Origin of the sequence: Acidisoma cellulosilyticum, from assembly GCF_020621385.1 — a bacterium.
GTDB lineage: Bacteria > Pseudomonadota > Alphaproteobacteria > Acetobacterales > Acetobacteraceae > Acidisoma > Acidisoma cellulosilyticum.
In genome coordinates this window covers 95,691-120,431 of the sequence record NZ_JAESVA010000010.1, presented here as the reverse complement: position 1 = coordinate 120,431, position 24,741 = coordinate 95,691, and the positions used below count along the sequence as shown (strand labels likewise).

At 60.0% G+C, this 24,741-nt stretch carries 20 protein-coding genes; 7 read left to right on the top strand and 13 right to left on the bottom strand.

Annotated elements, in window-relative coordinates:
* Positions 1-77 precede the first annotated feature (77 nt).
* A complete protein-coding gene (locus ACELLULO517_RS22445) occupies positions 78-1,016 on the top strand; it encodes a LysR family transcriptional regulator (RefSeq protein WP_227309672.1) in 939 nt (312 codons plus the stop codon).
* A 111-nt stretch (positions 1,017-1,127) separates the two neighbouring features.
* On the opposite strand, the gene tnpC is transcribed toward ACELLULO517_RS22445, so the two are convergent.
* The 4 genes from tnpC to ACELLULO517_RS22425 form a co-directional block, all read right to left on the bottom strand.
* The gene (gene tnpC, locus ACELLULO517_RS22440; RefSeq protein ID WP_227309671.1) at positions 1,128-2,711 is read right to left on the bottom strand and encodes an IS66 family transposase; all 1,584 of its coding nucleotides are present in this window, start codon (positions 2,709-2,711) and stop codon (positions 1,128-1,130) included.
* Positions 2,712-2,761: 50 nt separating this feature from the next.
* Positions 2,762-3,109, bottom strand: a complete 348-nt coding sequence (tnpB, locus tag ACELLULO517_RS22435) for an IS66 family insertion sequence element accessory protein TnpB (RefSeq protein WP_227309670.1) — start codon at positions 3,107-3,109, stop codon at positions 2,762-2,764.
* A complete protein-coding gene (tnpA, locus tag ACELLULO517_RS22430; RefSeq protein ID WP_227309669.1) occupies positions 3,106-3,477 on the bottom strand; it encodes an IS66-like element accessory protein TnpA in 372 nt (123 codons plus the stop codon). The genes tnpB and tnpA overlap by 4 nt, the downstream gene beginning before the upstream one ends.
* A 153-nt stretch (positions 3,478-3,630) precedes the next feature.
* On the bottom strand, positions 3,631-4,956 hold the full coding sequence (locus ACELLULO517_RS22425; protein WP_227309668.1) for a glycosyltransferase: 1,326 nt from the start codon (positions 4,954-4,956) through the stop codon (positions 3,631-3,633).
* 742 nt (positions 4,957-5,698) lie between these two features.
* On the opposite strand from ACELLULO517_RS22425, the gene ACELLULO517_RS22420 reads away from it, so the two are divergent.
* Positions 5,699-6,879 (top strand): IS3 family transposase gene (locus tag ACELLULO517_RS22420; protein ID WP_227309667.1). Its coding sequence is split into 2 segments (ribosomal slippage): positions 5,699-5,972 and positions 5,972-6,879, totalling 1,182 coding nucleotides; the frame shifts between segments, so codons are not numbered across the junction.
* A 601-nt stretch (positions 6,880-7,480) separates the two neighbouring features.
* On the opposite strand, the gene ACELLULO517_RS22415 is transcribed toward ACELLULO517_RS22420, so the two are convergent.
* Together ACELLULO517_RS22415 and ACELLULO517_RS22410 are read right to left on the bottom strand one after the other, a co-directional pair.
* Positions 7,481-7,942: a nuclear transport factor 2 family protein gene (locus tag ACELLULO517_RS22415; RefSeq protein ID WP_227309666.1), complete on the bottom strand. Its 462-nt coding sequence runs from the start codon at positions 7,940-7,942 to the stop codon at positions 7,481-7,483.
* Between the two features lie 189 nt (positions 7,943-8,131).
* Entirely contained in the window at positions 8,132-8,617 is a 486-nt protein-coding gene (locus ACELLULO517_RS22410; protein WP_227309665.1) for a DUF4126 domain-containing protein, read from the bottom strand.
* Between the two features lie 1,001 nt (positions 8,618-9,618).
* Here ACELLULO517_RS22410 and ACELLULO517_RS22405 point away from each other — a divergent pair.
* Both ACELLULO517_RS22405 and ACELLULO517_RS22400 read left to right on the top strand, forming a co-directional pair.
* Positions 9,619-10,185, top strand: a complete 567-nt coding sequence (locus ACELLULO517_RS22405; RefSeq protein ID WP_227309664.1) for a hypothetical protein — start codon at positions 9,619-9,621, stop codon at positions 10,183-10,185.
* A gap of 540 nt (positions 10,186-10,725) precedes the next feature.
* Complete coding sequence (locus ACELLULO517_RS22400; RefSeq protein ID WP_227309663.1) at positions 10,726-11,481, top strand: alpha/beta fold hydrolase; 756 nt, start codon at positions 10,726-10,728, stop codon at positions 11,479-11,481.
* Between the two features lie 128 nt (positions 11,482-11,609).
* On the opposite strand, the gene ACELLULO517_RS22395 is transcribed toward ACELLULO517_RS22400, so the two are convergent.
* The 3 genes from ACELLULO517_RS22395 to ACELLULO517_RS22385 all read right to left on the bottom strand — a co-directional run bounded on the left by ACELLULO517_RS22395 (position 11,610) and on the right by ACELLULO517_RS22385 (position 16,118).
* Positions 11,610-14,507, bottom strand: coding sequence for an ATP-binding protein (locus ACELLULO517_RS22395; protein ID WP_227309662.1), 2,898 nt, complete (start codon positions 14,505-14,507; stop codon positions 11,610-11,612).
* A gap of 532 nt (positions 14,508-15,039) precedes the next feature.
* A complete protein-coding gene (locus ACELLULO517_RS22390; protein ID WP_227309661.1) occupies positions 15,040-15,423 on the bottom strand; it encodes a Cif family virulence factor in 384 nt (127 codons plus the stop codon).
* 254 nt (positions 15,424-15,677) lie between these two features.
* Positions 15,678-16,118, bottom strand: coding sequence for an RrF2 family transcriptional regulator (locus tag ACELLULO517_RS22385; protein ID WP_227309660.1), 441 nt, complete (start codon positions 16,116-16,118; stop codon positions 15,678-15,680).
* Between the two features lie 105 nt (positions 16,119-16,223).
* Between ACELLULO517_RS22385 and ACELLULO517_RS22380 the strand changes: the two genes are divergently transcribed.
* Entirely contained in the window at positions 16,224-16,697 is a 474-nt protein-coding gene (locus ACELLULO517_RS22380; RefSeq protein ID WP_227309659.1) for a nuclear transport factor 2 family protein, read from the top strand.
* Between the two features lie 10 nt (positions 16,698-16,707).
* The gene (locus ACELLULO517_RS22375; RefSeq protein WP_227309658.1) at positions 16,708-17,634 is read left to right on the top strand and encodes an NADP-dependent oxidoreductase; all 927 of its coding nucleotides are present in this window, start codon (positions 16,708-16,710) and stop codon (positions 17,632-17,634) included.
* 135 nt (positions 17,635-17,769) lie between these two features.
* Here the strand turns inward: ACELLULO517_RS22375 and ACELLULO517_RS22370 are convergent, their stop codons facing one another.
* The 4 genes from ACELLULO517_RS22370 to ACELLULO517_RS22355 all read right to left on the bottom strand — a co-directional run bounded on the left by ACELLULO517_RS22370 (position 17,770) and on the right by ACELLULO517_RS22355 (position 23,472).
* Positions 17,770-18,594 carry an alpha/beta fold hydrolase gene (locus ACELLULO517_RS22370; protein ID WP_227309657.1) on the bottom strand — a complete coding sequence of 275 codons (825 nt, stop codon included), beginning with the start codon at positions 18,592-18,594 and terminating at the stop codon, positions 17,770-17,772.
* A gap of 331 nt (positions 18,595-18,925) precedes the next feature.
* Positions 18,926-21,205 carry an FdhF/YdeP family oxidoreductase gene (locus ACELLULO517_RS22365; protein ID WP_227309656.1) on the bottom strand — a complete coding sequence of 760 codons (2,280 nt, stop codon included), beginning with the start codon at positions 21,203-21,205 and terminating at the stop codon, positions 18,926-18,928.
* A 175-nt stretch (positions 21,206-21,380) separates the two neighbouring features.
* Entirely contained in the window at positions 21,381-22,616 is a 1,236-nt protein-coding gene (locus ACELLULO517_RS22360; RefSeq protein WP_227309655.1) for a molybdopterin molybdotransferase MoeA, read from the bottom strand.
* A gap of 433 nt (positions 22,617-23,049) precedes the next feature.
* Positions 23,050-23,472: a hypothetical protein gene (locus tag ACELLULO517_RS22355; RefSeq protein ID WP_227309654.1), complete on the bottom strand. Its 423-nt coding sequence runs from the start codon at positions 23,470-23,472 to the stop codon at positions 23,050-23,052.
* 197 nt (positions 23,473-23,669) lie between these two features.
* Here ACELLULO517_RS22355 and ACELLULO517_RS22350 point away from each other — a divergent pair, with 197 nt between their 5' ends.
* Complete coding sequence (locus tag ACELLULO517_RS22350) at positions 23,670-24,563, top strand: helix-turn-helix transcriptional regulator (protein WP_227309653.1); 894 nt, start codon at positions 23,670-23,672, stop codon at positions 24,561-24,563.
* Positions 24,564-24,741 lie beyond the last annotated feature (178 nt).

Here is a 24,741-nt window from a genome sequence, read left to right as displayed (position 1 = left end):
TTGCAGTGAATGTAGGGCTTAGGAATGTCTATGATAATCTGCATTATGTGGTATGAACTGATGCAGGAAACTGGATAATGCGGAAGATCGGGATCGTGGAGCTTGAAGCGGCAATAGCGGTCGCCAGGCGACGGAGTTTCCGCGCCGCGTCGGCCGACCTCGGCGTTTCCCCGACCGCTCTCAGCCAGACGATCGCAGGACTCGAAGCCAGGTTGGGCGTGCGGCTGTTCAATCGGACGACACGCAGCGTTTCTCCAACGCAAGCGGGAGAACAATTCCTCACGGAAATCGAACCAGCCATGGGCGCGATCAATCACGCGATGGAGGCGGTCAACAGCTATCGCGACAAGCCCGCCGGCGCATTGCGGATCAACAGCTCCGTTGGCGCGGCGCGACGCGTTCTCTCGCCGGTCATCTTGGAGTTTCTCCGTCGCTATCCTGAGATGCAGGTGGATCTCGTGACGGAGGATCGCCCAATCGATATAGTGGCTGAGGGTTTCGATGCTGGAATACGACCGGGCGACACGGTGCCCGGAGATATGATTGCTGTGCATCTTGAGCCAGTACAGAGATTTACCGTTGTCGGGTCGCCAGCCTATTTCGAGGGCAAGGCCGTACCTGCGACGCCGCAGGATCTCGTACACCACACCTGCATCCGTGCAAGAATGCCAAGCGGAAGCATGTATCGCTGGGAGTTCGAGCAGGACGGTCGGGACATTACGCTCGACGTGCCGGGCCGGCTCACCCTCGATGATGCGGGCCTGATGCTGGAGGCCGTGCTGGCAGGGACGGGTCTTGCCTACATGGCAGAATGGTGGATCAGCGAGAGCGTCGGCGAAGGCAAGCTCCGCCGTGTCTTGGACGGCTTTATTCCAACATCGCCGGGGCTTTCCCTTTATTATCCAAGCCGTCGATATCAGCCCGTCGGATTGCGCGCCCTGATCTCGTTCATTGAGGAAATGCGTCGTGAGAGCCCGTCCGACCACAGGGTTTCCGTATTCTGGCCTGGCCCATAGGGCCTCCCTTCCAAATCGCGCTCCGTGTTGAGGCTGCGAAGTTCTAGAGAGCATCTGCCAGCGTCCGCCGTCGCAACGTATCCGTCCGGCGAGAGCCGCGGGGATGGATGGTCAGGCGGCTACGGCGTCAGCCTGAGCGAGAGATCGCCAATTCCAGGGCAGCAGTTCGTGCAGGCGGGATGCGGGCTGGTCAGCGATGCGGCGCAGGACGTCTGCGAGCCAAGCGCGCGGATCGACGCCGTTTAGCTTGGCGGTGACGATGAGCGAGTACATGGCCGCGGCCCTTTCGCCACCACGATCGGAGCCTGCGAACAGCCAAGCCTTGCGACCCAAGGCCACACCGCGTAGCGCACGTTCGGCGGCATTATTGGTCAGGCAAATCCGTCCGTCTTCGAGAAACCGGCTGAACGTATCCCAGCGCTTGAGCATGTAATCCATCGCGCGGCCGACATCGGCGTGGCGCGACATCTTGCCCCTCGTGGCGCGCATCCAGCTTTCCAACTCCGTCACCAGCGGCGCCACATGGCTCTGCCGCACAGCCAGGCGCTGCGCTGCGGGCAAGCCGTTGATGGTGCGCTCGGCATCGAAAATCGCGTCGATCCGCCGGACCGCTTCGGCTGCAAGGGGTGCACGTGCCAGCTGCGCCAGGTCGAACAGCTTACGCCGTCCATGGCTCCAGCACCCGGCCTCCGTCACTGGGCTCGGGCGCCGACCAGGATGGTAAAGCTCTGCGAACCCGGCATAGGCGTCAGCCTGCAAGAGACCTGCGTAGCTGGCCAAATGCCACTGCGGATGTTCGCCCCGGCGATCGGGCGAGTAATGGAACAAGGCGGCAGGTGGTGCTGGTCCAGCAAACGGCCGATCGTCACGCACGTAGGTCCATAACCGCCCGGTGCTGGTCTTGCCCTTGGCCAACACGGGCACCGTGGTGTCATCGCCATGCAGTCGTTCGGCTGCCATCACATGCGCCCGGATCAATGCCACCAGCGGTGAAAGATTGGCCGTGCAGGCTCCCACCCAATCGGCCAAGGTCGAGGTGTCAAGTTCGATCCCTTCGCGGGCATAGGTCTCGCTCTGCCGGTTCAACGGCAAATGCTGTCCGAACTTCGCCTCTAGGATCATGGCCAGCAGTTCGGGCCCGGCGCGGCCACGGGCGATCGGATGGAATGGTGCTGGTGCCTGGCTAATGGTTTCGCAAACCCGGCAAGTGAACTTCTCCCGCACGGTCTGGATCACCTTCCATTGCCGAGGGACAACCTCCAGCGTCTCGGTCACGTCCTCGCCGAGTTTGGACAACTTGCCGCGGCAGCAGGGACAGGCCACAGGTCCAGCGATCACTACCCGCTCGCGCGGCAAATGCGCCGGCAGCGGTCCGCGCACCGGCTTGCGGCGGATCGTGCCACGCCCAGCACGCGTGCCGGCGGACGCTGGTTCGACAGAGTTTTCGTCCTCGGCGGCTGCGGCCTCCAATTCCTCGAGCTGGAGTTCCAATTGGTCCAGCAACTTGCGGCCGCGCTCGGACGAGGCGCCGAACTGCTCGTGCCGCAGCTTGGCGATCAGAAGTTTGAGGTGCGCCACCATGGCCTCGGCGCCGGATGCCCGTGCCTCGGCCTCGCGCCGCGCCAGCTGCTCGGCCGCCAACGCCTGACGCAGCGCGGTGATCTCGTCCGGAGCAGGGGCGGAGGTGGCCGGCATGGTGGCGATTCAAGCACACGCCGCGCCGTCTGTGTGCCTCTTTTATATCGTCAACCAGCCATTTCTGGCCGCCAAGTCCGCTGTGGATTGCGCCAGTCGATACCGTCCAGCATGTAGCCGAGTTGGGACGCCGAGATCGCAACACATCCGTCTGCCGGCGACGGCCACAGAAAACGGCCGCGCTCCAGCCGCTTGGCATAGAGCGACATGCCAAGCCCATCGTGCCAGAGGATCTTCACGAGATCGCCACGCCGCCCCCGGAACACGTAGAGGTCGCCGGCATGGGGATCGCGCTGCAAGGCCTCCTGCACCTGAAGCGCCAAACCGTTCATCCCACGACGCATATCCGTGTGGCCGTTGGCCAGCCAAACCCGAACACCGGTTGGCGGCACAATCATCGGCGCACCGCAGTCATGACGCGCCGCAGAGTTGCCAGGCCGACATCTGCACCCACCCGAATGCAGGTGCCGTCAGGCAGGGTGATCTCAACCCGAGCTGCCGAAGCCGCTATCGCTGGGATCAAGCCTGGAACCGCAACCGGAGCATCTGCCGTGATCTGTACGGGCAGGAATGTCGGCATCGGTTCCGCCACCAACGCACCGCGCCGAACCTGGCTGCGCCAGTTCCACAGCAGACCACGGCTGACCTCATGGCGACGGGCGACATCGGCAAACGATGCACCAGGTTGCTCGGTCTCCGCGACAATCCGGAGCTTCTCCTCAAGACGCCAGCGCCGACGACGCTCAATGCCGGTGATGATCTCCATCCAGCAACCTGCCCCTGATCTTAACAGCGCTCGTACGAACGCCGTTAAGATCACCCGCAACTATCGGCCTCACTAGGCGGCCTTTACCGGGCGGATACGTCGCAACAAGCGCGCCACCGACTCATCGACGTCGTGCAGAACGAGTCATCCGCGCTAAACTCGGAGGTTTGGCTCGGCACCCCGATCATTTGGAACATGCGAAACCTCCCTCAGGATACGCAGGATTTCGGAGCGGGTGTCGATGCTGCGGAATTCTTCGGCCATGGCCAACGCTTTCGCGCGATAGTTCGGCTTATCTAGTACGGTCCTGATCGCTTCGCGTAGAGCTTCTGGTTTTGGCTCATTGGTCGCAAGATTCACGCCTACCCCGGACCAAGCGACGCGGACGTTCACGTCAATTTTGTCTTCGGTTAGCCCGGCGGTGACGAGAGGAACGCCAAAGCTCAGAGCCTGATTGACGCTGCCATAACCACCATTCGTTACAAATACGTCGGCCTTAGCCAGCATCCATTCGAACGGCAGATAACTGGCGAGGCGTGCGTTGTTTGGGATCGGGCTTGGTATGGCATCGATCGGCCGTCCGCCGGCGGTGACGACCACGAGCACATCGCGCTCATTCGCGAGCGCCTCAAGCGTTGGGGCGACCAATTGGTTGAAATTGTGATTTGAGAGGGTCCCCTGAGTTACCAGAACAACCTTGCGCGATCCATCTAAGTCCTTTGCCCAGGGTGGCAGCGGGGCCTGGTTTGGGATGATTGGCAGAGCCCCCACGAAATGCACGGAGACTGGCAAATTCCGCCGCGGGAATTCGAAGCTCGGAACCGTCATTTGCAAATAGGCGTCCGGAAGAGCGACCATTGCGTCGAAAAAGTTCAATGACAGTGGCGGGACACCGAGGCCTTCTAGAAATTTATTCAGGTAATGAGTGATCGGATCGAGGACAGCCTTTTCATGCTCTCTAAAGACAGCAGCATATTCCTCGCGCTGCGCTTCATTGCTTGCAGGTGGCAAGCCGGCTAAATGCGGTGCGTCATCGTCGCGGCGAGAGAGCAGAAGCGAGACACCGCAAAAAACGATGGCGGGACGTTCCGAACGCGGTCCAAGCAGCATCGGGAACGCGCCGAAAAACCCATTGTCGGCGATGATGACCTCCGCAGGAAAGTCTTGCAAAACCACCCGCAGGCCCATGTATTGCGCCGGTATGGGGTCGATGAACACGCGCTCCATATAGAAACGCGACATTTCGGCCCCCGGAGATATGTTCTTAATCTCGGGGAACGCCGCGGCGATGTCGCGTAGATCGAGGTCTGCCTGCGCGGGAAAGTGCCGGAATTCCGCGCCTATTGCTTCGATGCGGCTGCGCATAACGCTGCTGGATATGACGGCTACTTCGTGGCCTTCGTTGACCAACATATATCCGATGGCCAGCAGCGGATTAAGGTGACCCATTAAGGGGGTCGCGGCGATGAGAATTTTCATGCTGGCAAGTGACCCTTACTGTTGAATAATGCAGCGACCATCCCGTCAACCTCCCCATCGCCGGGCTATCACAAGCGAAGGCCCGAATTGCCGCTGCACACCAACGGCTCCGAGAACGACATCCGCTGCCAGGTCACCAAACGCAAAGTCAGCGGAGGCACCCGCAGCGACACCGGAGGTGACTGTCCTGACGCATTCCTTGGGCTGGCAAAGACCTGCTCCAAGCTGCGCATCGCTTTCTGGGACTACCTCGGTAGTAGGCTGGCCATTCCAGATGCTGCGCCAGTCCCTTATCGGCCAAACCTCGTCAGCCACAGATGCTCAGCCCCATAGCCGCCCGGAGTTTTGCCCCTCTTACGTTGCACAGAAGTTCGGAGTCAGAGTCTCAGCCACGGAAAAAAAGACGGCGAGTGGCCGGAAGGTTCAGCAGCACCAACCCGACAGCGGCGAACGCCACCAGGACACCACTGGTACCGTGCAGCAGCGACTCATCCCCCACAATAGCCTCGACAGGACCGCCGTTTGTCCAATAGCTGAATAGTCCCGCCGCCAACAGAAAGAGGCCGAGAAACCAGGTGTAGAACCACGCCCACCGGAACTTGCCTACAAAGGCAAAAGCACCGCACCAGCTCAATAGTATGAGCAAAAGAAGGAGAATGGTACGAGTGGTATCGGCGCCGGTATTGGTCCAACCCCCTAGAACTGCTCCACCATTGATGTAGTTTTTTGGTGGAGGTGTGAGATGCCGAGACGGATTTACAAGCCTGAGGAGATCATTGCGAAGCTTCGTCAGGTTGAGATTTTGACCTCGCAGGGCAAGTCGGCGATTGATGCGATCCGGTCGATTGGGGTGACGGACGCGACGTATTACCGGTGGCGCCAGGAGTATGGTGGGCTGAAGGTCGACCAGGTGAAGCGCCTGAAGGAGCTGGAGGCTGAGAATGCGCGGCTGCGGCGTGCGGTGTCAGATTTGACGCTGGAGAAGCTGGTTTTGAAGGAAGTGGCTTCGGGAAAGTTTTGAGCCCGGCACGCCGCCGGGCTGGCATCCAGCATGTTGTTGAGACGCTTGGTGTGTCGGAGCGTTTTGCCTGCCGCGTGATCGGGCAGCATCGCACCACACAGCGTTTGGTTCCCAAGACTGCCGACGACGAAGCTGCACTGACGGCCGACATTATTGAGTTGGCGCGGCAGTATGGCCGCTATGGGTATCGGCGTATCACAGCACTGCTGCATCAGGCGGGCTGGGCCGTTAACAAGAAACGTGTGGCGCGCATTTGGCGCAGTGAAGGGCTCAAGGTTCCGCAACGGCAGCCGAAGCGGGCACGGCTTTGGGTGAATGAGGCTTCGTGCATTCGCCTCCGTGCTGAGCGCCCCAACCATGTCTGGTCATATGACTTTGTCGAGGATCGCACGCATGACGGCCGCAAGATCCGGATGTTGAACATCGTCGATGAATTCACCCGCGAGGCACTGGCAATCCAGGTGGCCCGGCGGTTGAATTCGACCGATGTCATCGATGTTCTCTCTGACCTGTTCATGCTGCGCGGTGTGCCGGGGCATATCCGCTCAGACAACGGGCCCGAGTTCATCGCTAATGCGGTGCAGGCTTGGATCACCGCTGTTGGCGCCCAGACCGCCTATATCACGCCAGGAAGCCCGTGGGAGAACGGTTATATCGAGAGCTTTAATGCCCGGCTGCGCGACGAATTCCTCAACGGAGAAATCTTCTACACGTTGCAGGAAGCCAGGGTTTTGATCGAAGCCTGGCGCCGGCAATACAACACGATCCGACCACACTCATCGCTTGGATACAGGCCGCCAGCACCAGAGGCATTGATATGGCCGGCGCCGCAACCGGTGTTCAACGAACCGGCCGCGTTCAAATTAGCCACGGTCCAAAGCCACAGGATTAACTACATATGAAGTGGACCAGTCATCGGGGGCTTGCCAGTATGAAAACTGATTCGTAAGTTAGGGCTCTCGTCGTTATTGGCCATGCCTACGCAAACCGAGAGAATAAACGCATAAATCCATTGAGCCACGCCAATTAGCATGACCACGGTCCTTCCCAGCCCGTTCGACATATGGCCCCTCGTTTGCGAAAAATTGATGGAGGATTGCGTCGATCTGCCCGTGCCGACGATAAACCGCAATCTACCATTCCGTATGTTAAGCCGCCACCGACCGCGCGCAGCTGGTGCCACATTGTCACACGGGCCGGAGTCGGCTAGGAACAGCCCGACACCATGAGTTGGACTGACGCCCGACGCCAACCTGCCTCCCGGGTAAGGTGGCGCTCCCGCAAGGGAGGATGTCGCCGACCGGCAACCAAAACGGGCTACGCCACAGCGTCTGTCCTGCTCAACCGACGAGGATGACGCACGCCCATGCCAATCAACACTCCGGACGAGGGGTGGTTTTCCGCCTGTCCGGTCCCGCATAAGCTCCCTGGGAGAGCGGACATTGAGTCCCTGGCAGATTGGAGCCGAAATGAGCCGTTCTAGCATCGTTTAGAGACAGGCCGTTAGAGGCCCAGGTCCGAAAGGCTGGGATGATCATCCGGCCTGCGTCCCTGGGGCCAATGGAACTTCCGATCAGCTTCCTTAATTGGGAGGTCATTGATGCAAGCAAGCCGACGCTGCATCAGGCCGGCTGAGTCGAACTCCCAATTTTCGTTTCCATAGGAGCGGAACCAGTTGTTGGCATCATCATGCCATTCATAAGCAAAGCGGACCGCGATCCGATTATCGGTAAAAGCCCACAGTTCCTTTATCAGCCGATAATCCAGTTCCTTGTTCCATTTGCGCGTGAGGAACGAGATGATCTCGCTCCGGCCATTTATGAATTCGGCCCGATTCCGCCAGTAACTATTCTCCGTGTAGACGAGGGAGACCCGTTGCGGATCTCGGCTGTTCCAGCCGTCTTCTGCGCCCCTGACTTTTGCAGCGGCGGTTTCGTGGGTGAATGGTGGAACGAGTGCGGTCATTTTGGCCTCCCTATCATGCTACGTGGGGTGGCCGGCACCGTGAGAGCGTGCCGGCCCAATCAACTAGCTCGCATTTTGTCCTGTGGATTGTTATCGGCAGTAAGCGCTGGTCACATTCTGTTAAAGTCGGCTGAGCTGCTCAAAGGAGTGGTCCCCGTGGACGCGAGCAGTGACCTCGACCATCTTGAGTTACATTGCCAAGACGAGGATCAGGGCGGCGCCGAGAAAGGCCACAGCATCTTCAATGAATGCAGCCGGTCGGTCCTTGCCGAAGGCGGCGGCCAGGCGCGCCCGCCCTGCCGCCCCACCAAAGGTGCCGGCGACCGCGCCGACGATCCCGGCCACTGCACCACCGATCCAAGCGCCTGACGGAGCAGCGATCGCGGCCCCGCTCAAGGCACCCATGACGATCCTTCCGCCGAACTGTGGGGGCACTTTACGACTGGGCGTAGAGGGAAGTTGATCCGTCACCAATTCGGCAATGGCGGCAACGCTGAGGATCCATGGTGTCCAATGGTAGCCGAGGAACGCCAGCCAGGTGCCTGACAGGTTGATCACGCCCAAATGGGCTGCCCAACTGACGGCGGTTGGCGCCAGCATGGCGCGCAAGCCGGCCACCACGCCAATCAAAAGAGCAAGCAAGAATATCATGGGCGTGTCTCCTGATAGATCCATTCCTCTCCAGCAGACACGACGGGCGCGATCTCGTCTGCAAGGAAGGGCACGGTCACGTATTGATGGTTTTGGACGATTTGCGTGGCGGCGCCCCTGACATCTTTGATGTCAAAGGCGGCGACAGTACGCGGCGCAAGGCCATGAAGTCTCCCGAAGGGCGAGAATAAGAGACATTTCGCCTCTCCATGGCGGTACCTGATTGCCTTCACTCCTGCTGTCCGCGCTCCGAACATTACCGAGACGATCCCGCTAGTTCTTCGCGCTGCTCGCTCCACCACACCCTAACCTCACACTCCACGCGGTGTGGGGATAGTTAAGTGCTGTTACAGGGTGCAAAATGTTGATGGGCTGAGCGTAAGTCGGCCCACGGAGAGCCTGGCGATGCCGGCCCGGGACGCAAGGGGCGGCATCAACGGTGATCAGGATCGGGCGCCTTCAGCCACCAAGGTTTTGATGCCGGAGTGAAACTGGGTCTCCCGCGCTTTGCGTGCTGTCCGCATCCTATGCTGCTTTCACAACCCACGCTTGAAGCAGTTCGAATCCGACGCGACCATACATCGTGCGCTCCGGCACCTTGATACGGCAGATCTGGCCTTCGACCGGACTGCTGCCCTTCTCGTCGCCGCAGATCGTGTGTCTTCGGAAATTTCGAAAATGTAAGACGGCGGAAGTGCCAAGAAGAACTTCAGAAGTCAGACGGGAACGATCCCTGGTTCCGGTTGCCGCGTAAGGAGGCCAGCCGCCGACGTGCCCTGGTGCGCCTCCTACACGATGGCATGGAATAAGTCGGAATGATGCGAACCGGAGGTGGGGAGCATCGTGGCCACGGAGGCGACAGCCACTCGGCAATCCGTGCCGCCACTCGGCAACCCCTGCCGGCTTGGCAAAATCTGCCGATCCTTCAACGCCTCGGACGCTCTAAAACCCTCCAATTCTCAAGCTAAACCATTGGCATCTATCTTGCGTTCCAGCTCACATCTCATCTCTGAGGACAACAAGCGATGTCTGTAAGTGCGACTTCTGCGTCCAGTACCGGAGCGGCCAATTCTTCCGTCTCACAGCCTCAAAACACCGACTCCGACGCTGCCGCGACATTTGCCGATTGGTTGAAGGATCTTCAGGACGCCGGGCAGGCGTCATCCTCGTCAAGTGCTGCGACAGGTACGGGCTTTCCTGTAAACCTTTCCGATCCTTCTGCCGCCTTTGCCGCTCATCTATCGAATGGAATCACAATCGGGGTCGTCGCGTTGTCCCCCGTCAGCAGCGGCCAAGTACAACAAATGGCGAAGAGCGTCGAAGAGCAGGTTCAAGACTGGGAAACGGGAATGACCGGCGGTAGCGCGTCGTCGGCTGGTACGCCTTCCAGTTCTGAGAATGAAAGTCCGACCGCGTCGAGTGGCGAGAGTGGAGCGGTCGGCATGTACGACTCCCTGCCTGATGGAGTCGAACTCATGGGCTACAGCGCCGGCACCGCGAATGGAGGGCCGAACGTGCAGGACATGGCTAACGGGATGGATTTTATGCTGACAAGTCTGGAAAAGACCTCGGATCCAAGCGTCGCCTCATAGGCGGGTCCCGCATTCTGCGTGCTGTTTCGCCTCAGGACGCGTTCAGAACGCGTACACGCAGCAAACCGACTCCAGCGCGGCCATACATCGTGCGCTTGAGCATTGTGACGCGACTGACGTGGCCTTCGACCGGCACTGGCAGTCCAAGGGACTGCCAGTGCCGGTTTGATGGCCTCAAAATCGCACCGTAGGCTTGCGGCAAAGCGCCCCAGCAGCGTGTGATCCGCGGCGGTCAGGACATTCCGTCGATGTTGGCCGTGTCACGCCCTCGATCGTGACGCGATCGGTTGTCGTCAGAACCTTGATCACTCTGGCTGGGTGGACGAAACTTGAGAGTTTTGCCCTTACAATACATGACGCGGCTTTACACCGGACAACTCGCGTAGCGGAGAGTTTTCAGCAAAAAGGAGGGCTCCTTCAGGATCCACAATCACCGGACAATGCACGCTTTTGTGGAGCCCCGAATAGCTGTTAGCGACGAGCCCACGAATCAGAACTCCTTTGATCTTACGGCTTGATCGCTATCGAAAGGATAGCCCAATGAGAATGCTTTCCGCCGCCGCCGCTCTTGCAACGGTTTTAACCATGGCCGCTCCCATCGCCGCCTCGGCCGCCACCGCCCACAACGTGGTGCTTGTACCGGGCGCTTTCGCCGACAAATCAAGCTGGGACAAGGTTGCGCACCTGCTGCGCGCCAAGGGTTTCAAGGTTACCGAGGTCGATATCCCGATGACCTCGCTTGAGGCCGATGTCGCCGCCACCCAGAAAGTGCTGGACGCCCAAAAGGGCTCGACCATCCTGGTCGGCCATTCCTGGGGCGGCGTGGTGATCGGCGAAGCTGGGGACATTCCCAAGGTCAAGGCGCTGGTCTATGTCGCGGCCTTCGCACCGGACAAGGGTGAAACGCTCCAAGCTCTCACGAGCGGCGGGCCACCGACTGAAGGTCTGAAGGCGGTCCATCCGGACGGCAAGGGCTTCCTGTCGATTGACCCCACCGCCTACGCGCATGTCTTCGTCGGCGACATCCCGGCCGCCGAAGGCGAGGCAATGGCCAAGAAGCAAAAGCCGATCGCCGCAGCCGCCTTCGGTGCCGTTCCGACGATCGCCGCCTGGCATGACAAGCCGGACTACTACGCGATCTCGGCCAACGATCTCATGATTCCGTCGCAGGCCGAAGCAATGTTCGCCCAACGCATGCACGCCACGACCATTACGGTACCGTCGAGCCACGCATCCATGGTCTCACATCCGCAGTCTATCGCCGCGCTCATCGAAGAGGCCGCAAAGGGAGAATGAGAGCTTAAATCGGCAGTGAAAGGAGGGCTCCCTCCCTTCACGTCGGCTCGCAGGGCCAAAACTGGATCCGTCCCCGTTGCATGTTTTCGTCAACAATGGGGAGACGTAATTGAGTTCGTCTGGGCTTCCTACACGCCCGCCGCCAGGGCCGGGCCTGAAGCTGGAACATGACCAGCGCGGCTGCACCTGAGTTCAGATAGGACTTGACCCGCAAGTCTCAAGTCCGCTGTCTGCCGTCCTTCGGCAAACTGTGTGTAGAGGCCGTCAAGCAGGTCGGCAGCGTCCTCGGATCTGCCTTGGCTGGACCACAACCGCGAAAGACTTATCGCCGAGCGCAATTCAAGGCTGAGAGCGCGTTGCGCCTTGGCCTGCGCCAGCGAGCGTTGAAATGCCTGCTCAGCGGCGTCCAAATCCGCCGGCGACGTACGGAGCCATATCTCCCCGCGCACTCTCAGCAGCTCGGGTACGTTCAAGGTTTCGCCGAAAGCCCGGCTGAGACGCAGCCCGGCTTCGGCTACCTCCGCCGCCTCATCGATCTGGCCGACGTTCATGAGGCCCTCAGCCAACGTCGCATGGAGTGCGGGCGTTAAGGCGTGGTGTTTCTCCGCTTGCAAAACTGCGAGACCTTGCCGCAAAAGTTCCACGCCCGCCGCTAGATCGCCGCGGGCAATGCACAGTTCACCGCTCAAGGCCAAGCCGGCGCTGCGGTAAGGGCCGAGAGAATGCCGCGCGGCATGCGTTGTGAGACGCTGGATCAGCCGCTGCGCCTCATCGAGGTCGCCGCGCCAGAGAAATACCGTCGAAGTATAGATCAGTGTCATGCACAGATTAATCGGGTGGTCACGCTCACTGGCCACCTCGATCGCGCGCCACGCCGTGCTGGCGGCGCGATCCGGCAATCCCATTAGCCAGTAACAGCGCGCGAGCGCGATCAGCGCGCGAACCTCATGATCGTAGCCAAAGAAGAAGACTTGCGCGGCACCGGCAACCTCGGCTTGCGCCAAGCCGCGTTCACAGTGACGCCGGGCTTCCACCTGGTCTCCGGCCAGGTGGTAGGCGACGCCGAGCACTGATTCACCCGTGGCGACCACGCCCGGCGCGCCGATCGCCTGGGTGACGGTGAAGCCGCGTTGCGCGGCCGTCAACGTACTGACGAAATCGCCAATGCGGCTCGAGAAGATGCTCAGGCCCACGAGAAGGTGCATCTGGTAACGCTGATCATTGAGCTTCTCAGCCAAACTCAATGCTTCCTCGAGAGAGCTGCGCACTTTATCGCTGTTGCCGCGGGTGAACATCGTTGAAGCCGCCGAGAAAGACAAAAGCGTCAATTGGGCAGCAGTTCCTACATCGCTATCGGGAAGGACGGCCAGGCCCCGATCGCACCAGCGAACGCATTCAACGATCGAGGAAACCTCAAAGAACAAGGGTGCAACCGCTGCCGCAAGGCGCACGCCGATCGCCACGTCTCCTGATGCTGAAAAACTCCACTCCAGAGCCGTGCGGATGGTGCCTATGTACGGCTGACCTACCGTTATGCCTGTACCCGAGTGTTCAGCGTCCCGGCCGAAATTTTGCGAGAGATACTTCGTGTAATAAAGAGCGTGACGCTTGGCGACGGCGGCCGCCTCAGCGGTGGAGGCGAGTTTTTCGGCGGCGAAAGCCAGTGTCGAATCGAGCAATCGATAGTGGGTGGCGCCATCAATCGATACCACCGAAATGAGTGACTTATCGATCAAGCTGGTAGTCGCGTCCGCAACCTCCATAGCCTCGGTCCGCTCATCAGCCGCCACCGCCTGAGCCGCCTCAAGCGTGAACGGCCCAATGAAAACCGAGAGCGAGCCGAGCACGCGCCGGTCTCGGGCCGACAAAAGATTGAAGCTCCAATCCAGCATGGCCGTCAGGGTCTGGTGACGCGGGGGAGCGCTTCGACGACCCTGCCAAAGAAGCTTGAATCGATTGCTCAGCAGGTCGGCCGTTGCCTGGAGCCCGTAGGCGCCGACCCGGCTTGCTGCAAGCTCAATCGCAAGCGCTATGCCATCCAGTCGGCCGCACATGGTCGCCACGGTCGCTGCATCGGGGTCTGTAAGCGCCAGGTGATGCCCACTTGCGAAAGCACGTTCCATGAACAACTGCACAGCGGGCGACGCCAGCGCTTCGGCCGCGGTAAGGCCCTCCCTCGCGACCGGAGAGCCCAACGGCGTTAGCAGGTAGACGTGTTCGCCTTCCACCCGCAACGCCTCTCGGCTCGTCGTGAGGATGTGCACATGCGGGGCATCGCGGTGGAGGCGTTCCGCCAGCGACGCAGCCGCGTCGATGACGTGTTCACAGTTATCAAGCACCAGTAGAAGCCGGCGTCCGTCGAGAAAGGCAAGGAGACCGGGCAGGGGATCTTGCTCCTGTCCAAATGCGCCTAACACCCTTGCAACGACGCTCGCAACAAGCGACGCGTCCGTCACAGCGACGAGGTCCACAAAATAAACCTCATCGCCAAACTCGCCCAACATGGCATGGGCAACGGAAACGGCCACAGTCGTCTTGCCCATGCCTCCGGGTCCCACCAGGCTCACAAAACGCCGCGACGCAAGCAGCGTCGACAGAGCTTCGACCGCGTCATCTCGACCGACCATACGGACCAGGCTGGGCGGAAGGTTATGCTTCGGGACCGGGGTGGGATCGGCCGCCGGGCGAAGGGACCCCAACTGAGTTTTCAACCGCTCGACAGGGGCGACGAAACAATAGCCTCGCCCTGTCACATTCGCGATGTACCGAACGTCCTCGTTATCGCCGAGTGCCCTGCGCAGGCCCGCGATTGTCACTCTGAGGCTGGCGTCACTTACGATTACATTTGGCCATGCACGGGCCAAAAGCTCGCGCTGTCCAACCACCTCGCCCGCAGATTCCGCGAGCGCAATAAGGACATCAATGGCCCGACTGCCGACGCTGACCGCATCCTCCCCTTTAAGGAGCCGGCGCTCCGCCGGGATCAGGCGGTAAGACCCAAATGCAATCACGTCGCCAGAAGTCATCAGGCCTTTCCGTGGCGCCAATTATTGCGCAATGAGGCGCAAAGACAGGCACTTGCTTTCCGCCTCATCATTCTCCCCCAGAAGACAGTTCAGATGCTACCGATAGCTGATGTAAACTCCGCCTGCGACCTTCAACACGGCGCACCGCGCCTCGTCACAAATGTGCCGCCGCCGCTCGCTGCCCCGCAAGCTACCATAGCTCCGAAGGAACTCAAACAGAGGTCACCAAATTGCTTGTACACCCCGAATTGCCGTCGCGTGGTCGAGGCTAATGGTGTCGCCCCTTGCCGCACCCGGATGTGTGTCTACGCACTGTGATGGAAGACAGCTAAATCAGATCGTATTTCAGACGCCTCATGGTCAGGCGTGCCCCCGACAAAGACGAAGACAACTTCGAGCCGAGGACCGCTGATCTCGCGCCGCAGGGCGATCACAGGGGTGTCCCTCCCGCCGCCCAGACAAAGCGTGATATTCTGGACGTTGTCTCCAGCCTGATCCGGCTTCCTGCATCGGCCCGTCGAGTATGTGCTGCTCAGATGCCCGACTGATTTCGCAGGATAATCAGTTTCACAATTTTGCTGCCGAAGGAGGAGAAGTAGAAGACGTGAACCAGAGGGTCCGGGAGGCCACGCTTGTCGAACAAACCATCGATATGAGCGGTGACAATGCAATGGCCGTAGTGCTCCACGGCTTTGACGACTGCCAGCGTCAACCGCTCGCCGATGACATCGCCCGCGGCCCACGCGGATATCGCCTCTTTGCCCCAGTAATCCTGGAGCTGGTCGTTGACGAGGGCGTCATCCACGAAGGTCGCCAACAGTGCATGGAGATCACCCAGATTGGCCGCACGCACAAACGCAGCTATCGGCGGCGGCAGTTCTGCGATTAGCTGCTCAGAACGCTGCGCGTCGGGCAACGATCCATCTTGACTGCTCGGTGCCCGGGGGTCGGCCAACACTTAGTCCTCATCAGTTCCAGTGGATTCTGGAGGATGTCGGCGCCGTTAGCATGTTATGTCCCGTAAATATCCGTAATTGCCTGCACGGCGGATCCTCCGGGGCTGGTCCAGCTTGCACGCAGTGGGAGTCGCTATGCGGCGGCGGCGCATCGAACGAAATGAAACGCCTCATTCTCCCCGAATGATGACAGAAGCAGTTCGTGCCGCCCCTCCTATATGCGCTCCGCGTCGATGGTGCGGAGTTCCGAGAGGGCTTCGGCCAGCGTCCGCGCGCCTAATAGACGCCCCACTGACTCATCCACCTCATCGGCCAAGTTCGCAAAGAAGCGCTCTACATTGCAACTGACGAGGCATCGGTGGGGAATATCGCTACGTCCTGTCCACAGCCTCTTCTCCCCCATAGTCGCCTTATAAATTTCGCCGAGTGTGATTGCGGAGGCGTGGACGCTCAGGCTTACCCCCCCGTCGCGCCCCATGGTTGAGCGAACAAGACCTGCCTGGATCAGGGGCGCCAGCAATCGTCTGACAAAAGTTGGGCTGGAATCGACCCCCTCAGCCAACTGAGCGGAACTCAACAGTTCGACGCTTTCAGCCTGAGCCAACGCGAGGCTTAGCATGATCTGCAGGGCAGTCGGGAAGCGAACATCGATCATCGTCTGCTCCTAATTCTCTCAAAATATGTGTCTATCATTATTGCATATCGACGGCGCTGTATATATATCCGTCGTAGGCGCATAACTTTCTCAGGGAGATCTTCCATGTCCGATGAACGCGAAATTCAGGAGGTGTTGGCTCGATATGTCCGGGCGGCTGACCACCGAGACGGACCGGCAATGAGCAAACTCTTCCTGCCTGATGGCAAGGTCGAGATTTTCCACAACAATGCAGGCACACCCGAGTTTCTTGGTGAGCTGGTCGGGCCGGAAGCCATCGGTGCAGCCGTCACCACGATGATGAAGCCGCATCCGCCGCGGGGTTGGAGTCATCACACAACCCATGACCCGATCATCGAAGTCAAAGGCGATACCGGGACGCTCGACGCCCAGTTCGTGGTGTTCAACGTCCTCGGTGCGGAAAAGCCTGAAGGTGGCTGGCCGGCAGGGGCTTCCGGCGCGCAAGGGACCGTTACCCCGATCGAGACCGGCTACTACCGGCCGATCCTGAAGAAGGTCGATGGGCGTTGGATGATGGCGCAGCACCGCATCTATCTCGACCTCCCGGCAGCTTTCTAGGAGACGCCATATGAAGGGCATTTCCTATAGCCGCTTCGGGGGATCGGAAGTCCTTGAATACGGTGACTTGCCGGAGCCAAAGCTGTCGCAGAACGCCGTGATCGTCCGGATGAAGGCCGCGGCCATCAACCCGGCCGACATCGCGCTGCAGGCTGGTTTGGGCGAGAGCATGATGGAGACTTGGTTTCCGGTCGTACCCGGATGGGACCTCGCCGGCATCGTCGAGCGCGTGGGAGCCGGTGTGACCGAATTCCAGCCGGGCGATGAAGTCGTCGCCTATACGCATCAGGAAATTCTGCATAGCGGTACCTATGCCGAGCTTGCGAGCGTTCCGGTGGAGCGCCTATGGCGCAAGCCGAGGAACGCTTCATGGAGTGAGGCGGCCGGCCTCCCGCTTGCCGGTCTGACGGCCTATCGCGCGGTGATCGATACATTGCGCGTGTCCGATGCGGACACCGTTCTCGTGCTGGGTGCTTCAGGTGGTGTCGGCTCTATGGCGACCCAGTTGGCGGTGGCTTCGGGCGCCACCGTCATTGGCAGTGCCTCTGGCCCACATCAAGCCTATGTGACGTCGATCGGGGCGGAACCCGTCCTCTATGGCGACGGCATCGTTGAACGAGTCAGAAATCACGCACCTAACGGTGTGACCGCCATCATGGATTGTGCGGGTCACGGCGCGTTGGCAAAGGCAATGGCCGCGGCGGCGCCGGGCGCGAGACTCTGCTCAATAGCGGATGGCGGCCCCGGGGTAACAACCGTGTTCGCCCGGCCGGACACCAAGATACTCGCCAGGCTTGTTGACCTAGTCGAAGCAGGTTCACTCCGGGTGACGGTTGCGGCCTCGTTCGCGTTGGCGGATGCCGCAGACGCCCAAGAGGCGTTGAAGGCAAGGACCTACGGGCCAGGAAAGATCATCCTCGTTCCTGCTGCCGCATAGCGTGAGGGGTTTACGCCTTCGGAATCAGTTGCGCCGATGAACCAACCGCTTCATCGTCGTCACCGGCCAGTTCGACCTGGGTGCAGCTTACGGCGGTCTCTGCCTTGACGCAGAGACCGCCACCGAAGGCGAATCCTACTCGCGGATGAACGCCAGGAGATCCTGGTTGATCACGTCGGCATGCGTGGTCAGCATACCGTGCGGGAAGCCAGGATAGATCTTCAGCGTGCTGTTCGTTAGAATCTGCGCTGATATCAGGGCTGCGTCCTTGTAGGGGACGATCTGGTCATCGTCGCCTTGCATGACGAGCGTCGGAACCTTGATGCTTTTGAGGTCTTCGGTCAGATCGGTCTCCGAGAAGGCCTTGATGCCCTCGTAATGGGCCTTAGCACCACCCATCATGCCCTGGCGCCACCAATTCTGGATTACGCCTTCGATTGGTGTCGCGCCGGGACGATTGAAACCATAAAACGGGCCACTCGGAACGTCGCGGTAGAATTGTGCCCGGTTGGCCGCCAGCCCTGCGCGAAGCCCATCGAATACCTCCACGGGCAGCCCACCCGGGTTGCTCGACGTCTTCAGCATAAGCGGGGTGACCGCGGACATCAGGACGGCTTTAGCGACGCGTCCCTGGCCATGCTGGGCGACGTAGCGCGCAACTTCACCACCACCCGTCGAATGGCCGACATGCACGGCGTTGCGAAGATCGAGGTGATCCACCACCGCCGCGGCGTCGGCCGCATAATGATCCATATCATGGCCATCCGACACCTGGCTTGAACGCCCATGCCCGCGGCGATCGATACCGATAACCCGATAGCCATGCTGGAGGAAGAACAGCATCTGGGCATCCCAGTCGTCGGAACTCAACGGCCAGCCGTGATGGAAAACAATCGGCTCACCTTGGCCCCAATCCTTGTAAAATATCTCGACACCATCTTTGGTCTTAATCGTGCTCATCGCGTCGTTCCTTTGCCTCGGTCTAAAGTTGGCGCGGGATGCGCCTGCGCTCGTCTGGTTCTGGGGAAGGCTTGTCAACGCAACGGCACCGCCGCGCCGACGATGATATCGAGACGAGCAGCTCGACGACCTCGCCAGAACCAGTCGTCATCACCGTGAGTCCAAGCAGTCGGCGAAGACCTCAGCGGAGCCGCTCGCAGCGACTAGTGGGTGGTAGCGCAAAATGAACCGTCAACCGAGTTATGCCATGTAAAGGGGCGTTATTTGTGTCCTCCACCCCGACGCCCGATGCGACCATGCCATGATTGATTCGAATGGGGCATTTCGAGCCTCAGGCCACTGCAGCGTCTAGCTTCCGGATGCGAACGGGAATCGATTTGTAGGATGGCGTTCTACTTTCTTTGTCCTGGTAGTCGAGCGGGCAGAGATTGTTGGCTTCAGGATAGTAAGCACCAACCGATCCGCGTGAGATATCGTGCGCGATTGCGGTTAGCCGAAGCCGCTTGTGCTCATAGCCGGGCAGGGCGGAGTTGACCTCTACCAGGTCGCCATGCTCGAGATCCTGGGCAACCAGGTCCGCCTCGCTCATGAACAGAACGTCGCGCCGTCCGAACACGCCACGATACCGATCGTCCAAGCCATAGATAGTCGTGTTGTATTGATCGTGGCTCCGTAGCGTCGTGAGCTTAAACACGTTTGGCCCGGCAACCGCCGGGTCTTCCTCAAGGCCGGTGAACGGAAGGAATTCAGCCTTACCGGACTTTGTGTGCCAGATCCGCTCGGTCGGACCTAAAGGCAGACGAAAGCCACCCGGATGGCGAATGCGCAGGTTGTAGTCCTTGAAGTCCGGATAGACGCTTTCGATCTTGTCGCGGATCCGGTCATAGTCAGCGATCAGATCCTTCCAATCGACCTTGCTGTTCGGCAAGGTCGCCATGGCAATGCCGGCAATGATCGCCGGCTCAGACCGAAGGTGCTCCGAGGCCGGCGGCAACTTGCCACGCGAAGCGTGGACCATCGTCATCGAGTCCTCGACCGTGATCGACTGGGGACCGCTAGCCTGGATGTCGCGCTCGGTTCTGCCAAGCACCGGCAGGATGATCGACTCCTTGCCGACCAGCAGGTGCGAACGATTGAGCTTCGTGTTGAGATGGACGGCGAGGTCCAGGTTGCGCATGCCCTGGTAGCTAAGATCTGTGTCGGGAAGGGCAATCGAGAAATTTCCACCCAGGCAGACCAGTACCTTGGAGCTACCGGCGACCATGGCTTTCATAGCGTTCACTGCATCGTGCCCGTGGTGCGGCGGCGGCCTGAACCCGAACGTCGTCTCGACGCGCCCGAACATGACATCATCAACCTTCTCGGTGATGCCGACGGTTCGGTTGCCTTGAACATTCGAATGTCCACGGAGCGGACAGATACCAGTACCGGGCTTGCCGTAATTACCTCGCAGCATGAGCAAAGCCGAAATCTGTTGGACGTTCTGCGTGCCCTTGGCGTGCTGGGTGATACCCATGCCGAAGGTCACAATCGTCGCCTTTGACTTAACATATGCCGCCGCCACGCGCTCAAGATCGGCCCGCGACAAGCCACAGGCGTTCTCGATATCCACCCAATCGGTGCTCTTGAGGTCCGCGGCGAAATCGATGAAGCCGTTGGTGTGTTCGGCGATAAACGCGTGGTCGAGCGCGTCGTCGTTCGTCTCGGCCATCTCAAGGACGGACTTCATGATGCCTTTGAGCGCCGCCGCGTCGCCGCCGACTTTCACCTGGTAGTAGGTCGACGCGATGTCTGTCGATCGGAAGGTGCCCATTTCGATGGGGTCCTGTGGATCGGCAAAGCGTTCGAGCGCGCGTTCCTTTAGTGGATTGAAGACGATGATCGGCACATGGCGACGCGCGCATTCGTGGAGCGTCCCCATCATACGCGGATGATTGGTGCCGGGATTGTGCCCCATGGCGATGATCAATTCGCAATGGTCGAAATCCTCCAGCGACACGGTTCCCTTCCCGACGCCAATCGACTTGGGCAAACCGACACTGGTTGCCTCGTGGCACATGTTGGAGCAGTCCGGGAAATTGTTGGTGCCATATTCCCGTGCGAAAATGTTGAACAGGAACGCCGCCTCGTTCGACGCGCGACCCGACGTATAGAATTCCGCCATATTGGGATCCGGCAGCCCGCGCAACACGCTACCGATCCGTGCAAACGCCTCGTCCCAGTCTATGGGCAGGTAGGTGTCGGAACCGCGATCGTAGGCCATTGGGTGCGTGATGCGCCCCTCGTTCTCGAGCTGGTAATCGCTCCATTCGAGTAGCTCGCTGACGGTATGAGAGGCAAAGAATTCGGGCGGAACCCGCTTTTTGGTCGCTTCCCACGTCACCGCCTTGGCGCCGTTCTCGCAGAACTGGAAGGTCGAGGTATGATCTTTGTCCGGCCAGGCGCAACCAGGGCAGTCAAAACCGTCCGGCTTGTTTGTGTGAAGCAGGAGAAGGGGCGCCTCGGCCAGATGCATCTGCTCTACGACCGCTTTAGCGGTCGCCTTCAGCGCCCCCCAACCGCCAGCCGGGGCGTCGTATCGGTGGACCCCTGGAACCTCACGCTTCTCCATAATTCGATCTCCCTCTCGCGGGTAATAGGTGCTCAACGGCCAACAGAGCACGCGGCTGCTATGCCCAATTCTTGACGACAATTTATCCCAGCCGATGTAAACGGCCAACGGTTACTCAGTCCCGACTTGGACGTTTTCAGAGTTCGTAACTTTTGGTTCATGCATAACTGCCCAATCAGCGGTCGCCAAGCCGTGCGGTCACCTGGAGGTAGGGCGCCGTGGATCCAGCCGCGCATCCGGGCGCCTTGACCGGCCTTAGGATCAGAGCATGAAGCGCCGCGAGACCTCCCTGGGAGGAGCTGTCCTGCGAGGAAAGCAGATTTAAACCGTCCGGACCGAGGGTTGCACCGAGGAACGTCTCAGTCTCGATCCCTTGCGCCATTGCATCACGAATGGATCCTGATCTCCATTGCAGAGCATCGTCCGCGGTTCCACACGCCGCCTTCGCAATCATTGGACTAAGGAAAAGTCGCGCCGCTGCTAAGGCGGCGAACGGATTTCCAGGCAGGCCGATCACCAGACATGGCCGATCGCCCGACCCGTATCGCGCCGCCCAGGTTGGACGACCGGGTTTGATTGCGACACCTTCGAAAATCATTTTAACGCCGACGCCGGCCGCCGCCCTGCGCGCGAAGTCTCGCTCGCTTCCTGAGGCACCGCCGATAATGACAACGATGTCGGACTCGTGAAGGGCCGATCGGAGGCATTCCTGTAGATCCTCGACGACGTCGCCGCAGCGCACAATTTCCTTGACCACGCCCCCCCAATCCCTGCTCAACGCCGCCACACCGATGCTCGCGGAATCCACAGTCTGGTATGGGCCGACACCGGTCAGATCGGGCGCTAATTCGTCGCCCGTCACAATGATTGTAACGGCGGGCTGTCGGATTACTTGAACCGTCGCCTGCTCACCCGCGGCCGCCGCCATAAGCGCCGGGGCTGTCAGGCGGGTACCCGCGGTAGCGAGGATCGCACCGCTCCGAAAATCGTGAGCGGCCTCTCGAACATGGGTTTTGGTGGTGGGCAATCGAAGGAGACGAAGATTGTCGCCGTCCCTTATTGCGATTTCATCGACCAGGACGCGCCGGGCGTCCCTGGGCATCCAAGCACCCGTCGTAACCCTGACCGCCTCGGTTGGCGATAGATCGCACAAAAAAGGTGAGCCGGGATAAGAGGCCCCTACGATCCTATACTGTGCGTCCGGCGCTACTTCGAGCGAGCAGACCGCGTAGCCGTCCATCGCCGAAACAGCGGCAAGAGGCTGGTCTCGGCGCGCTACGATGTCAGCCGCCAGATAGCGGCCGTGCGCGTCCTGAAGCAGCGACGATGTGCTCCCGAGCGCTTCCACTTGAGACAAAAGGCGTGCGAGCGACTCCTGATAGCTTGCCAGACCTCGCGGGTCGGTCAGCAAGGGCCAGCACCCCAAAAGCTCGCTCGATCGCACCTGTATCCGGGCGTTTCTCCGCGGAACGGTGCCTCCACCATCTGGATAGAACCTGCTCGCTGCGCGTCGATCTCTTCCTGTATTGTCAGCACTTTCCGAAGCCTCGTGTAGTAACACTGGGAGCCCGATCGTGAACACGAGCGGTAGGCGCGTCAGTAAAGGCGGGCCGAGCGCAATGAACGCTGTTCGATTCCTTCCAAGGTGTGCTTTGTGATCAATACCAAACGCCGGTACACTTTAGCGACGAGGCCCGCCGCTGCGTGTTATGTGTTGTTAGATCGTGTAAAAACAGCCGTGAACCTACCGTCAGCACCACCCTCCTTTCGATTCGTACAGACGGACAACAGGACACCAAGCTGATGGGGAGTGGCAGACGAATTCACGGCAGATAGACGCTTCCCTAGCGCGGGCTGCGGCTGAAATGACCGATCGTTGTCAAAAGTAATCCGGGAACCCAAAATGCCGGGCCGGCGATCCCGGGCCAAATCGGGATGAAGCCGGGGACAAGGACGTACATGATGAAACCAATATCCGCGACACTGATGATCGCGAGATTGATCCAATAGCCCCATGCATTGTTGCGCCAGTTGAGGGCAACGGCCGTTGCGAAGCCAAAAATGGAAAAGAAAGCCAGATTCCAAGCGTCCTGTAGAACGCGACCGCTGTTCATGGATGGCGGCAGCGATTGTCCTAGATGATAGACGGCCCAGGCCGCCTGCAAATGCAGGAAAGACCAGATGATGTAGCAAATCGTACCCAGTCGGGCCGCCCACGTCGCCAAGCCGCTGGTGTGGAGCTGTTGTGACGTTTGCGATACAGCCATTTGATTCCCCATTGTTATGCAGGGCATATTTGCCGGCCATTGTTCTGGAGGTCCTGCAATTTTTTGTGTGGCTATCGGCACGAATTGACGCTCGGGTTAGGTCTTATTGAATGCTCGAGCATTGACATCGCCCGGGTCCTCGCACACTTTTCAGCCAAAGCCACTTACGGCCGATGACGTCTGCCACTGGTATTCCCATGAGCGTAGCAACCGAGATCCCCACCCACGGGATCGTGTCACAGACGGGCAATCGTATCAGGGCCAGCAGTGCAAGCCTGGGCTGGCGCTCCGTTTCTGCGTCCTACCAAAAAGAAGTGCCCTTCGATGGCGCTTTTCCTGCTGTCGACGACCACTTGTTGGTCCTCCACCTGGGTGGTCCGGCGCGGGTCACCGGGGCTGTCGGTGGTCGCGGCGTCGAACGTTTGATACCGCCAGGCCACATATTTCTTTGGCCCGGGGGAGAAAGCTTTCGGATCGGGCTTCGATCCGCCCTGGATACCGTACACATCTACCTGCGGCGCAAGGTGCTGGAGGAGGTCGGAGCGGAATTGGGCCATGTCGGCGGTTACGATGGTGTCGAGCTGGTACCCTGTCTTGGCGAGGCGGACCCTTTCCTCGAATCGTTGGCACTTGAAGTGCGCAACAGCCTCCTAAACCCGGATCCGGCAACGCATCTCTATATCGAGCATATTGCGCATGTCATGGCCGGGCGGCTGATCAGAGGGCATTCGACGCGGGCTATGCCGACGGGGCTGCCGGTCCAAGGTAAGCTCAGCACACTCCAGCTCGATCGCGTCAACGACTATATCGATGCCCATCTGGATGAACGTATCGAACTCGATGCCCTGGCCGCCGCAGGCGGATTAAGTGCGACATGGTTCGTGCGCCGCTTCAAGACATCAACGGGTTTGCCGCCTCACCAGTATGTTTTGCGCCGCCGAATCGCTCAGGCCAAAAGACTGCTGGTGGAGACGGATCAATCGATTGCCAGCATTGCCTTCGATTGCGGCTTTACGCATCAGGAACATCTGACGCGGACGTTTCGCCGTTTCACCGGCACAACGCCGGCCGCACATCGAAAAAGCGCCTAAGGGGTTACTGCCCAACCATCCAAGAGCCTGGGTGCCCTGTTGGCGGGCCTAGTGGTTTGACCTCGCCCAAGGAATTCCGGCATGGGGCCAGCGGGCATTTTTCTGCCTCCCCGGGATTGGCGTTCGAACGAAGCGTCTCCTACCACATCGGGTCGGATAACCCTATCAGCCGACGCGG